12 protein-coding genes and 2 pseudogenes are annotated in these 12589 nt (G+C 40.3%); 6 read left to right on the top strand and 8 right to left on the bottom strand.

All coding sequences use genetic code 11. The features are described 5' to 3' along the window. Window positions 1-32: 32 nt before the first annotated feature. From coaBC to KPC_RS04965, 3 genes are all read left to right on the top strand, one after another. Window positions 33-1298, top strand: coding sequence for a bifunctional phosphopantothenoylcysteine decarboxylase/phosphopantothenate--cysteine ligase CoaBC (gene coaBC, locus KPC_RS04975; protein WP_121973309.1), 1266 nt, complete (start codon window positions 33-35; stop codon window positions 1296-1298). A gap of 130 nt (window positions 1299-1428) precedes the next feature. Beyond that, a complete protein-coding gene (cybC, locus tag KPC_RS04970) occupies window positions 1429-1818 on the top strand; it encodes a cytochrome b562 (protein WP_121973308.1) in 390 nt (129 codons plus the stop codon). Window positions 1819-1955: 137 nt separating this feature from the next. Further along, entirely contained in the window at window positions 1956-2795 is an 840-nt protein-coding gene (locus KPC_RS04965) for a bifunctional transcriptional activator/DNA repair enzyme AdaA (RefSeq protein WP_121973307.1), read from the top strand. A 38-nt stretch (window positions 2796-2833) separates the two neighbouring features. Here KPC_RS04965 and secB read toward each other — a convergent pair whose 3' ends face one another. The 4 genes from secB to rsgA form a co-directional block, all read right to left on the bottom strand. Continuing rightward, window positions 2834-3292, bottom strand: coding sequence for a protein-export chaperone SecB (gene secB, locus KPC_RS04960; RefSeq protein ID WP_121973306.1), 459 nt, complete (start codon window positions 3290-3292; stop codon window positions 2834-2836). Window positions 3293-3328: 36 nt separating this feature from the next. After that, the gene (gene grxC / locus KPC_RS04955) at window positions 3329-3586 is read right to left on the bottom strand and encodes a glutaredoxin 3 (protein WP_121973305.1); all 258 of its coding nucleotides are present in this window, start codon (window positions 3584-3586) and stop codon (window positions 3329-3331) included. 16 nt (window positions 3587-3602) lie between these two features. Next, on the bottom strand, window positions 3603-4010 hold the full coding sequence (locus KPC_RS04950) for a rhodanese-like domain-containing protein (RefSeq protein WP_121973304.1): 408 nt from the start codon (window positions 4008-4010) through the stop codon (window positions 3603-3605). Between the two features lie 90 nt (window positions 4011-4100). Beyond that, a complete protein-coding gene (gene rsgA / locus KPC_RS04945) occupies window positions 4101-5159 on the bottom strand; it encodes a small ribosomal subunit biogenesis GTPase RsgA (RefSeq protein ID WP_121973303.1) in 1059 nt (352 codons plus the stop codon). A 122-nt stretch (window positions 5160-5281) separates the two neighbouring features. Here rsgA and orn point away from each other — a divergent pair, with 122 nt between their 5' ends. The 3 genes from orn to KPC_RS04930 all read left to right on the top strand — a co-directional run bounded on the left by orn (window position 5282) and on the right by KPC_RS04930 (window position 7710). Further along, window positions 5282-5845 carry an oligoribonuclease gene (orn, locus tag KPC_RS04940; protein WP_121973302.1) on the top strand — a complete coding sequence of 188 codons (564 nt, stop codon included), beginning with the start codon at window positions 5282-5284 and terminating at the stop codon, window positions 5843-5845. A gap of 186 nt (window positions 5846-6031) precedes the next feature. Continuing rightward, window positions 6032-6760, top strand: coding sequence for a Bax inhibitor-1/YccA family protein (locus tag KPC_RS04935; protein ID WP_121973301.1), 729 nt, complete (start codon window positions 6032-6034; stop codon window positions 6758-6760). Window positions 6761-6909: 149 nt separating this feature from the next. Continuing rightward, complete coding sequence (locus KPC_RS04930; RefSeq protein ID WP_121973328.1) at window positions 6910-7710, top strand: enoyl-ACP reductase FabI; 801 nt, start codon at window positions 6910-6912, stop codon at window positions 7708-7710. 59 nt (window positions 7711-7769) lie between these two features. Here KPC_RS04930 and KPC_RS04925 read toward each other — a convergent pair whose 3' ends face one another. From KPC_RS04925 to KPC_RS04915, 4 genes and pseudogenes are all read right to left on the bottom strand, one after another. After that, a complete protein-coding gene (locus tag KPC_RS04925) occupies window positions 7770-9173 on the bottom strand; it encodes an efflux transporter outer membrane subunit (protein WP_121973300.1) in 1404 nt (467 codons plus the stop codon). A 23-nt stretch (window positions 9174-9196) separates the two neighbouring features. Then, window positions 9197-11176 (bottom strand): MacB family efflux pump subunit, encoded by a 1980-nt coding sequence (locus KPC_RS04920; protein ID WP_121973327.1) that lies wholly within the window; start codon window positions 11174-11176, stop codon window positions 9197-9199. A gap of 2 nt (window positions 11177-11178) precedes the next feature. Further along, a pseudogene (locus KPC_RS20950) lies at window positions 11179-11433 on the bottom strand (MacA family efflux pump subunit); the annotation flags it as partial. Between the two features lie 71 nt (window positions 11434-11504). Next, window positions 11505-12510, bottom strand: a pseudogene (locus KPC_RS04915) (efflux RND transporter periplasmic adaptor subunit); the annotation flags it as partial. Between the last annotated feature and the right edge of the window lie 79 nt (window positions 12511-12589).

The raw sequence follows: 12589 nt of genomic DNA, 5'->3' as shown, positions 1-12589 counted from the left end.
GAGCGCCACTGCAACAAAAAGGTGACTTGATTGTGAGCTTTGATCTCAGTGTTATGTCTAGTAAAAAAATTATTCTTGCTGTTACAGGCGGTATTGCCGCATATAAAAGTGCAATTCTGGTACGCCGTTTAAAAGATTTTGGCTTTGATGTTCGAGTGGTCATGACCAAGGGAGCTCAAGCATTCATTACACCTTTAACATTTCAGGCACTATCAGGTCATCCTGTCCATACTGAACTGCTCGATGCAGAAGCTGAATCAGGCATGGGGCATATAGAGCTTGCCCGTTGGGCAGATCTTATCTTGGTTGCTCCTGCCAGTTGCGATATTTTGGCGAAATTTGCATGTGGTATTGCAGATGATTTGTTAACAACACTTTATTTGGCAACCAGTGCACCTGTGTGGGTTGCTCCTGCAACCAATCAGCAAATGTGGGCAGCTAAAGCAACGCAGCGTAATTTGACTACATTGTTAGAAGATGGTGTACATATCATCATGCCTGCATCTGGTTCACAGGCCTGTGGAGATGTTGGCTTGGGGCGTATGCCTGAACCGGAAGATCTTGCTTATCAAGTTATGGAATATTTCCATAAACAACAACGTGCAATTGCAGAAAAATTTGGTTTATTGGCAGGAAAACGTGTAGTGATTACTGCGGGACCTACACGTGAAGCCATAGACCCAGTCCGCTATATTTCAAACCATAGTACAGGAAAAATGGGGTTTGCGATTGCAGCTGCATGTTATGCAGCAGGTGCGCAAGTGACATTGATCTCAGGACCAGTAGCATTGGATACACCGAATGGTGTGCAAAGAGTTAAAGTCTCTTCTGCCTTGCAAATGCTGGATGAGAGTATGCAAATGCTGGAAGAGGGCTGTGATATTTTTATCGCTACAGCAGCAGTTGCGGATTATCGGGTTGCACAAGTCTCAGAACATAAAATTAAAAAATCAGGCGATGAGCTAGATGTCTCACTTGTGAAAAATCCAGATATTGTTGCGACTATTGCCAAACAGGACAAAAGACCTTTCATGGTAGGTTTTGCTGCAGAAACACGTAATGTTGAGGAATATGCAACCGGCAAGTTGATCGCGAAGAAACTGGATATGATTGCGTGTAATGATGTATCACGTTCGGATATCGGGTTTGCTTCAGATGAAAATGCCATGACTGTATTTTTTGCGGAAAAATATCATATGGAAAAACGCGATCTGGAAAAAGCATCAAAACAGGAAATTGCACAACAACTGGTTGAGTCTATTTCCGAAGCATTGCAGCAAAATAAAACGCCAGTTTAAGATTGTGGATACAAATTTAAAAATGAAATGCAGCTTATGAAGTTGCATTTTTTTTATATTCTCGATTATCTTGAAAAAAGCCATAAGCGTAGTAAAACACGAAAATAGCCACTTGATAGGATATCTAAAAATGATTCAAAAAAGTTTGTTAAGTATAATTGGCTTAGGCATGTTAGGACTTAGTCATTTTACAATAGCTGCACCTTTAGAACAGAATATGGTTAATATCGCGACTAGCTACAAAGCTTTTAACGATGCCAGGACAGCAGTTGATGCCAACAAAGCACTTGATCAAATCCGGTTAGCTGCATTAGATTCTAAAAAATCTACACCAATGAAATTGATTGGCAAGTCAGATAATAGCCCAGAGGTGAAAGGCTATAAGTCAGGGTTAGAGCAACTGGTTGTGCAAGTTGATAAAACTAAAACTTTAGTTGATGCCGGTAAATTGGATCAGGCAAAGTTAGAAGGCAAAAAATTATTGTTGATCCGTGACCAAAATCATAAATTATATAAATAATTTTTAATCGGAATGAAAATACTAACCGCAATTTAGTTTGCGGTTTTTTTATCGGTGTAAGACAGCAAGAACTGGATTTTGGTTTTTTACTGGGTTTGCTACTCTAGTATTTAAATGAAAATTGTTTGGAAAAAACGATGAATAATGACCAGTTTGAACGAATTGCTCAAGCAATAAAATATATCCAGAATAACTTTAAAGATCAGCCAAATCTGGAGGATATTGCTAAGCATATTCATTTAAGTCCGAGTCATTTTCAGCGTCTATTTAGTGAATGGGCTGGTGTCAGCCCAAAAAAGTTTCTGCAATATATCAGTCTGGAATATGCGAAAAAAATTTTAAAGCAAAATCAGCATAACAGCATATTAGATGCAACATTTGAGACAGGACTTTCCAGTACTAGCCGTTTGCATGATTTATTTATTCAGATTGAAGGTATGACACCAGCAGAGTATAAAAATGGTGGAGAAAATTTAATAATTAATTATCAATATGCAGAAAGCATTTTTGGCAATGTATTGATTGCTTCAACTGTAAAAGGCATCTGTTACCTGTCTTTTATAACAAGTAAAAGGGAGGGATTAAATGATTTGTCAAATAAGTTTCCTCATGCAAGGTTGATAGAACAATCAGATGAGTTGCAACACAATGCATTGGCTCTTTTTTCTTTAGAAGTAAATGAATTATCAAGAATCAAACTGCATCTGAAAGGAACAGATTTTCAGCTTAAAGTGTGGGAGAGTTTGTTAAAAATTCCATCAGGTCAGCTTTCAACTTATGCCCGTATAGCGGCAGAGATTGAAAATCCCAAAGCTTCACGAGCAGTGGGTAGTGCGATAGGCTCCAATCCTGTTGCCTACCTGATTCCATGTCATCGAGTTATTCAATCTACAGGTATATTGGGGGACTATCACTGGGGAAGTGCCCGTAAAGCAGCGATAATTGCCTGGGAGGCCAGTAAAATAAATCAGCAATAAAAAAGACCGCCGAAGCGGTCTTTAAAGCCAAAGTCAAATTAAGCTTGACCTTCTGCAGCAGCTTCTTGAGCACGTTGCATGTTTGCTTCAAACTCTGCATCAAAATTGATTGGAGTAAGTAGTAATTGAGGGAAGCTACCTTTGGTTACAAGGTCATTCACAGCTTCACGCAAGAACGGGAACAGAATGTTAGGGCAGTACGCACCGAGAATGTATGGAAGACGATCTTCTTCAATATTTTCGATTAAGAAAATACCCGCCTGAGTTACATCAACGATAAAAGCAGTATCACCAGCATTATTTGCTTGAACAACAACTTTTAAAGCAACTTCAAAATGTGTTGGATCAATTTTTTCTGCTGCAGAAGACAGGTTAATGTTAAGTTCAGGAGTCCACTCTTTGGTAAAAACGCTAGCCCCAGGTACTTCAAAAGAAATATCTTTAGTGTAAATACGCTCTAAAGCAAGTTGTGGTTGAACTTGTTGTTCTTCACTCATTTTTTATTCCTTAAATTAGGAGGATTAAAGTTTAAGTTATGCCAATAATTCGTCAAGTTTGCCGTCTTTTTCTAATGCGTAAAGTTGGTCAAACCCACCGATAAATTGATCTTTAATGAAAATTTGCGGTACAGTTCGATGATTTGTACGCTGCATAAGCTCAATACGAACTTCAGGTGCTTCATTAGATAAATTAATTTCTTTAAAATCTACGCCTTTTCGTTCAAGAAGTTGTTTTGCACGGACACAATAAGGACAGAAAGTAGTTGAATAAATCGTTACTTCAGTCGTCATAAAACACTCCCTAAGCTTATTTGCTTTTAACTAATGGTAAGCCTTGAGCTTTCCAGTTACTAATACCACCATCGAGACGATAACTATCTGTATGACCAACCTGTTGCAATGCGCTGCCTGCAACCTGACCTAAATTGCAAATAAATACAATCGGACGATCAGCCGATTTTAACTCTTCTTTATGACTTGTAATCTGGCTATATGGAATATTACGACTACCGCTGATATGACCTTCACGGAAATCTTTCGCATCACGCAGATCAATCAACATCGCATTTTTAGCTTTCACTAAAATACCCAGTGATTGTGGTGAAATTTTGCGACCATTGCGTTGTCCTTCAAAAATGAAAAACAAAACAATAAGAACCCCTAAAATACCAAACAAGAAGGGGTGATTCCCCATAAATTCAAACCAACGTTCCACAAGTCACCTTATTACAATCATAATTGCATCGAGTATAGCGTATATATATGGTGATCAAAATCACCGCTTCAAGTCCGAATTGCAAGAAAACTAATTTTTTTGTTGCGCCTCAGTAATTTCATCAACCAAACGTAGATAACTGTCTAATCGTCTAGCTAATATTTGTCCATTTTCGACAGACTGCTTTAATGCACACTTTTTCTCATGGGTATGTGTACAGTTGCGATATTGGCAGTGTCCGATTTGTTCAGAGATTTCAGGGAACCCCGAATCAATTTTTTCAAGATCTAAATGCCAGAGCCCAAATTCACGGATTCCAGGTGAATCAATGAGTGCACCATTTTCTCCAAATCGAATCAGTCGGGTCGATGTGGTTGTATGTTGCCCCAAAGCCGAGTTCTCAGAAATAATATTGGTCTTTTGTTCTGCATTGGGAATGATGCTATTGATCAGTGAGCTTTTACCAACACCTGACTGACCTACGAAAGCTACAGTTTCATTATCCAGCCGTTGTCTAAATTCGCTTAAATCACCATTTGATTGTGTCAGTATGATTTCATAACCTAGATCTCGGTATTCCTGAACCATTGTCAGAATGGGATCATTTTCTTTGAGTAAGTCCGTTTTGTTGAGTACTAACAATGCAGGGATATTTGCATCATTGCATGCGACCAAATAGCGATCGATGAGTGTTGGAGCAGGTTCAGGCAATGGCGCAAATACAATGACAATCAGGCTGATATTTGCTGCAACTGGTTTAACTTTATGATAGCGGTCTGGACGAGTCAGTAGTGAGCTTCGAGGCTGGATCGCTGTGATAATACCTAAACCAGTATTGGGATCAGCCTGCCATTTTACTTTATCACCTGTAACCAGCATTTCCAGATTGGTTCGGGTATGACAACGCCATACGCTACCTAATTCAATGGGTTTCCAAAAGGGTTCTGGCTCACCCAAAGCAACTTGGGGTTTGTCAGGATGATCACTTGGTATAGATAAGGCTTGTACTTCGAGCTGTCGTCCATAATGCTGAACAACCAGACCTTCCAGATCGTTGGAAGTGTCGATGTCTTCTTGACGTGTTTTTTGCTGTTTCTGAATACGGCGCTGTTGCTGTTCGGTTAGGCGACGTTTACGAATTAAAGCCATTCATACCCTAAAAACCATGATATTAGGAAAGCAAAAATAGCATGATGGGGCAAGGAATTACAGCAGAGATGTAATAAATTTGCTACTATTAATGTTTTTATTGCCTAATAAGATTGCATCATATGAGCAGCACCCCTGACACCCGCTTAATCTGGATTGACCTTGAAATGACAGGTCTTGATACTGACAATGATCAAATTATCGAAGTTGCAACAATTGTAACGGATGATCACCTGAATATTTTAGCGGAAGGACCAGTGTTGGCTGTACACCAATCTGATGTAATCTTAAACGCGATGGATGAGTGGAATACTAAACAGCATGGACAGTCAGGATTGATCGAACGTGTTCGCCGTAGCAAGTTAACCGCTCGTGATGCAGAATTACAGACTCTGGAATTTCTGAAAAAATGGGTCAATCCTAAAACATCTCCAATGTGCGGAAACTCAATTTGTCAGGATCGCCGTTTTTTGCATCGTTTGATGCCAGAAATGGAACAATTCTTCCATTATCGTAATTTGGACGTATCTTCAGTCAAAGAGCTTGCAAAACGCTGGCGTCCAGAAATTATGAGTGGTTTGAAGAAAAATGCCTCACATTTGGCAATGGATGATATTCGTGACTCAATTGCTGAGTTGAAATATTATCGAGAATATTTCTTTATTTCGAATACTGATCATAAATAATAAGTGAAATTTCCAAACAGGGGCAATATGCCCCTTTTTTAAGCTATACTTATTTGATATGTTAAATAAATACTGAATTTAATCTGCTTTGATATCTGGTTACAAAAATAAGCAGCTCCTACATTCATTTGAAAAAAAATCGTTTTATTATTCCCTTATATNTAAAAGATTATAAAGAGTTTATACATGCAAAGTAATAATCCAATATTGACGCGTGTTGAAACCTATAGTGATTTCAACAAACCCATGACAGTACAGGGCGCTGTACAAAAATCCGTTATGCTCACCGTGATCTCTGCAGTAGTGGGTATTGCATTTTTCCTTTATTGCGCCATGACTGCCAATTTTGCTATTGCTCAAGCAGGAGCTATAGTGGGTGCGATTGGCGGTTTTGTTCTGGCTTTGATTTGCACATTTAAACCGGAAACAGCCCGGACACTTGCGATTCCTTATGCATTGTTTGAAGGTGCATTTTTAGGGGGTGTTTCATTAATATTCCAAGTGAAATATCCTGGTGCCCCTTTACAGGCATTATTGGCAACATTTGTCACATCACTGGTGATGTTCGGTTTATATCGTTTCCGTATTATTCGCGCGACTGAAAAATTTAAATCAATCGTGATGTCTGCAACCATTGCGATCTGTCTGGTTTTTGTGGTTCAGTTGGTGATGCGTCTGGCATTTGGCTCAAGTATTCCATATATCTTTGAAAGTAACTGGTTAGGTATAGGCTTGGCAGTTTTCATTGCAGTCATTGCATCACTTAATTTGATCCTGGACTTTGATCTTATCGAAAATGCAGCAGCTCAAGGTGCTCCAAAATCATTTGAATGGCTTTGTGGTATCGCCTTATTGGCAACTTTGGTATGGATGTATATTTCATTTTTGCGTTTGATTGGTTTGGTTCGTAACTAAAGTAAATCCAGTCTGTAAGAAAAAATCGTCTCATTTGAGGCGATTTTTTTATGAATTTACTAAACAACCAAAAAAAGGTGCATTATGCAATTTCGCATTTGCTCAAGACTTGGCATTATGCTTTAAAACTATTTTCAAGTGAGATCTCAATGGCACAAGGACTTTTAGCGGGTAAACGCTTTTTGATTGCTGGTATTGCAAGTAAATTATCAATTGCTTTTGGTATTGCACAGGCGCTTCATCGTGAAGGTGCAGAACTTGCATTTACATATCCAAATGAAAAGTTAAAAAAACGTGTGGACGAGTTTGCTGAGCAATTTGGTTCTACGATCGTTTTACCTTGTGACGTTGCGGTAGACGCTGATATTGATAATACATTTGTAGAGCTAGCAAAACATTGGGATGGTCTGGATGGAGTCGTTCATTCTATCGGTTTTGCTCCTGCACATACTTTAGATGGTGACTTCACTGATGTAACTGACCGTGAAGGTTTTAAAATTGCACACGACATCAGTGCATATAGCTTTGTTGCCATGGCGCGTGCAGCTAAACCATTATTACTTGCTCGTCAGGGCTGTTTACTAACTTTGACATATCAGGGTTCTGAACGTGTAATGCCAAACTATAACGTTATGGGTATGGCTAAAGCTTCTTTAGAAGCAGGGGTACGCTATCTGGCATCAAGTCTTGGCGCAGAAGGAATCCGTGTAAATGCAATCTCGGCGGGTCCAATCCGCACATTGGCTGCATCCGGGATTAAGTCATTCCGTAAAATGCTGGATGTAAATGAACAAGTTGCACCTTTAAAACGTAATGTAACGATTGAAGATGTAGGTAATGCTGCATTGTTCCTTTGTTCACCATGGGCAAATGGGATTACAGGTGAAATTTTATATGTTGATGCAGGCTTTAATACTGTGGGTATGAGTGCATCATTAATGAATGATTAATTCACTCATTTCCCAAAGTAAAAAAGCACCTTTCAAAGGTGCTTTTTTTGATGGGTGCTTTAAGGCAAAGCCTTTATAGGACTCCCCCCTAGTGCCTGCATTAAAGTGACATAAGCATTGTATTGACTTTGCTTGGTTTGTATTAATGACAAGCGAGCATTTCGTGTAGTTTCTTGTGCATCCAGCACATTTTTTAAGGGTACCGCACCATTCTTATAGCGAACTTCGTTAAGACGCTCAGTTTTTTCTGCCAGTTCCAGATTCCTTTTTTGCAATGCGACCTGTTTATCTAGTTCGGTACGGTTAGATAAGGCATTTTCTACATCTGCAAATGCTTGATATAAGGTTTGACGATATTGAACAATCGCTTTTTCATAATCCAGGTCACTGATCTTCAGGTTTTTTTGCATTTGGTTATATTGCAAAAATGGCAGACTTAAACTTGCGCCTAAAGCGAGAGCAGGGTTCTTAACAAGTTCTGTTAAAGAGGTACTGCTTGAGCCCAGGCTTCCAGTTAAGCTGATAGAAGGGTAGTAACTGGCTTTGGTCGCATCTTTTGTTGCTAAAGCTTCACGCAAACGCAATTCAGCAGCTTGCAGGTCTGGACGGCGCGATAAAATATCTGCAGGTAGACCTGCTGAAACATTGGGTAAGCTAGCTTCAGGTAAACGAGAGGGTTCCTGAATATTCAGCTGCTGGACTGGAATTTGTAACAGCACTGCAAGCGCAGTACGAGCTTCAACACGTTGCTGATCTATTTGGCTTAAGGTCGCTTTTTGACTTTGCACAGACTGCTCTGCCTGAGTCAGATCGAGTCCTGATACTGCACCTGCCTTGTATTGGGTACGGACCAGTTCATAAAGCTTTTGTGTTGTCGCTAAGCTTTGCTGGGCTGTTGCATAGCGTTCATTTAAATAACCCAGTTGCCAATATAGATTAGCTGTAGTACCTATTAGCGTCTGGCCAGTGGCTTGCAGATCTTGTTCTGTGGCTAAAGCCTCCCATTTAGATGCCTCAGTTTGTCGGGCAAGCTTGCCAAACAGATCAAGTTCATAGCTCACACCTGCATTTAAGGAAATACCATTGTCAGAGTCACGACTTGAGCCCAAGTCAAAGCTATGACCAGTTGAACCGCCAGCGTTGACTTGAGGAAGTTGCTGGTCACGAGCTAAACCAGCTCTTAAACGCGCTTGTTGCAAGTTGATTCCTGCTACAGCTAAATCGGTATTTCTGGTTAGAACTTCGTTGACCAACTGATTGAGTTGCTGATCGCCAAACAATGTCCACCATTGATCAGCATATAAATCTGCATGAAGCTGATTCATTTTGCTTTGATCATAAGCAAAAGAACTCGGTGTCATGACTTTTGGTGCTTCATAAGGTGTTTTGACCACTGCAGCACAGCCAACCAGTGAGCCAGAGAGAATGAAGGCAGATATAAGCTTACTGTAATTCATGTGCATATTATTTTCCTTATTCTCAAGTTTTATTCACGTGAAAGTGCATCAACAGGATCAAGCTGAGCAGCATTACGTGCAGGGATAAATCCAAAGACCACACCGATGAGTGTTGAGCAAACAAATGCTGCAATAATCGAACCAGTAGAATATGCCATCTGGAATGTACCTGTAGCAAAATGACCAATGAGCTGTCCAATCCCTAAAGAGAGGAGTACACCTAAAATACCGCCAAGAATACAGACTAAAATGGCTTCAATCAGAAACTGTTGTAAAATATCGCTTTGGCGTGCACCGACAGCCATGCGAACACCAATTTCCTGAGTTCGTTCTGTAACAGAAACCAGCATGATATTCATTACACCAATGCCGCCAACGACCAGAGAAATCACGGCAATTGCAGAAACCAGTAAAGTCATGGTCGCTGTGGTTTGTTCAATGGTTTCTCGGATACTGTCCGAGTTCTGCGTAAATACATCCTGTGCGCCGTGACGTTGTTCAAGCAATGTCAAAATGGCATTTTCAGCAGCGGCACTCGAATATTCATCTTTGACTCGTACAATGATACTACGTACATTGGACTGTCCCAGCATACGGCTCATCACGGTAGAATAGGGAAGATAAACATTCAGGCTGTCCGAATTAGACATCCCTTTTTGGACATCAATAACACCGATAATTCGACTCGGAACGCTTCCTAGCAAGATTACTTTTCCTACAGGATTTGTACCATCAGAAAAAAAGGTATTTTGGGTATTGGAGTCAATCACTACATCCTGAGCACGTTCAGTCACACTTTGTTTGTCAAAGGGTTGTCCAGACTGGAAAGTCATCCCTTTAACATAGAAAAAGTCTGCACTCACACCATTGACTGTGACAGAGGCTTCAGTGTCTTTATAACGTGAAGTTAATGTTGTGTTGACCGAAGGACTAACACCATCAACATAGGGTTGTTCAGACAGGGCTTCTGCATCTGCAGGTACCAATGTTTTGAGTTGTGCTGTTTTGGAATTGTCACCAAAACCACGTCCTTGATAAACCGTAATGGTATTGGTTCCCAAACTGCTGATATTTTCAAGAATCTGTTTCTGTGAGCCATTTCCCAGTGCGACAACTGATACCACAGAAGCAATCCCGATAATAATACCAAGCATGGTGAGAAATGTTCGCATACGATGTGCATTCATAGCGAGTAACGCCATGTTAAATGCTTCACCAAATCGGTCGAGTGCTGAGCGCCAAACAGATGATTTTTTCTGTTTTTCTGTTTTGTCTACCTCTGCACCCAGATCAATAATATCATCAGTTTCAGGGGTATTCGGTTGATCGGAAATAATATTTCCATCACTGATCTCAATAATACGAGTTGCATTTTTTGCAACATTCATATCATGGGTCACTAAAATGATGGTGTGACCTTTGGCGTTAAGTTCACGCAAGATACGCATCACTTCGACACCACTGTTCTTATCCAATGCACCTGTCGGTTCATCGGCAAGAATCACATCACCACCATTCATGAGAGCACGTGCGATAGAAACACGTTGTTGTTGTCCACCCGATAATTGGCTAGGGCGGTTTTTGGTTTTGTCTCCTAGGCCTAACTCTGTCAACAATTCATTGGAGCGTTCCTGGCGAGCTGCTGGATTAACGCCTGCATAGATAGCAGGAACTTCCACATTACCAGCGGCTGTCAAATCACCTAATAGATGATAACGCTGGAAAATAAATCCAAAATATTCGCGGCGCAATTGTGCCAGATCATCAGGCTCGAGTTGACCAGTTTCACGACCATTGACTTTATAACTACCAGAAGTCGGTTTGTCTAAACAGCCCAGGATGTTCATGAGTGTAGACTTACCAGAACCAGACTGACCAACGATTGCAACTAGTTCACCTGGATAAATTTTGAGATCAATGCCCTTTAAAATCTGAACAGTGGATTCGCCAGCAGGGAATTCACGAATCAGATTGTCGACCTCGAGCAGAGGCTGTTTATTCTGATTCATCATTACATTCTCATTGGACCACCGCGGTTACTACGTTTCGCAGAGTCATTTGATGAATCTGCACCATCAGCAATAATGACCTGTTCGCCTTGTTTTAAGCCTCGTAAAATTTGTGCTGTTACGCGGTTATTTAAGCCAATCAGGACTTGTTGACGTTTCACGGAGCCATCGGCCTGTAAAACCCGAACCATTGCTGTAGAAGCTTTACCCTGATCAATTAAGGCTTTTTCATCAGCAGTTAATTCAAGACGGACAGGCTTCATTGAAGGGTCTCTATCACCTTTTGGCTTATTATTTGATTGTTCCGATGTAGGTGCATTGCTTGGTTTTTGTGCGCGATTAGAAGTTTGTAAAGCAGAAGCAGGGACAGTCAAAACATTTTTTGCATCGTTTAGGATAATATAAACTTGTGCAGTCATGTCGATACGAAGTTTGCCATCTTCATTTGGCACATCAAATAAAGCGTTATAATACACCGCCGTACTAGACGATGATGACGATGAATTATTGCTGGTCGTTTCAGTTTTAATGGAGTCTGGAGCAGGTTCGATCTGACGTAAAGTCGCGTAACGTTTTTTCTCACTATCTCCCAATGTTGTAAAATAAACCTTTTGACCTTCCTGAACTTTCATGACATCAGCTTCAGAAATTTGAGCTTTAATTGTCATCGTGTCCAGTTTTGCAAGTTTTACAATTGTTGGCGCACTTTGGTTGGCGTTTACGGTTTGACCTTCTTCAGTCACAATTGCAACAATTGTTCCATCCATCGGCGCAACAATTTGCGTATAGCCTAAGTCTTCTTTTGCTGTTGCTAATGTGAGTTTTGATTGTTCAATTTGGGCATTCATCGATGCGATATCCGCCTGAGCTGTTTTATAAGCAGCTACAGCAGCATCTAGTTCTGCTTTTGACGTTGCATCCTGGGAATACATGGCTTGTTGGCGTTTATATTCAGCTTCAGCTTTTACCAGGGTTGCCTGTTTTGTTGCAAGTTGTGCTTCTTGGTTTTTAATACTGGCTTCAGCAGTTTTTAAGTCGTTAGTCTGACGAACTGAATCAATTTGAGCGATAAGTTGGCCCTGTTTAACCTGATCTCCCAATTTGACATACATTTTTTTGACCTGACCAGATACCTGAGCCCCGACACTGACCATTTTGGTCGCTTCAAGATCACCAGTTGCAAGTACAGAATCTTCTAGATCTCCGCGAGTGACCTCAGCTGTGATATATTGAGGCTGTACTTTTTTAGGTTTTAGCATTACCCACCCTAGGGCTGCAATGATAACGATACATATTACAATCGTAATCGCTTTAGCAGGTTTTATTTTTGGCATAGTCTCAAGTTCTGCAAAATATTGAAAATTTTAAAAAGTATAAATTTTAAATAAGGATAAATCGTGAATGAATGAGAAT

Source organism: Acinetobacter stercoris (assembly GCF_900323515.1).
In the GTDB taxonomy this organism is placed as follows: domain Bacteria; phylum Pseudomonadota; class Gammaproteobacteria; order Pseudomonadales; family Moraxellaceae; genus Acinetobacter; species Acinetobacter stercoris.
Note: the sequence above shows the minus strand (reverse complement) of the source record. Positions and strands in the feature narration are given on the sequence as shown.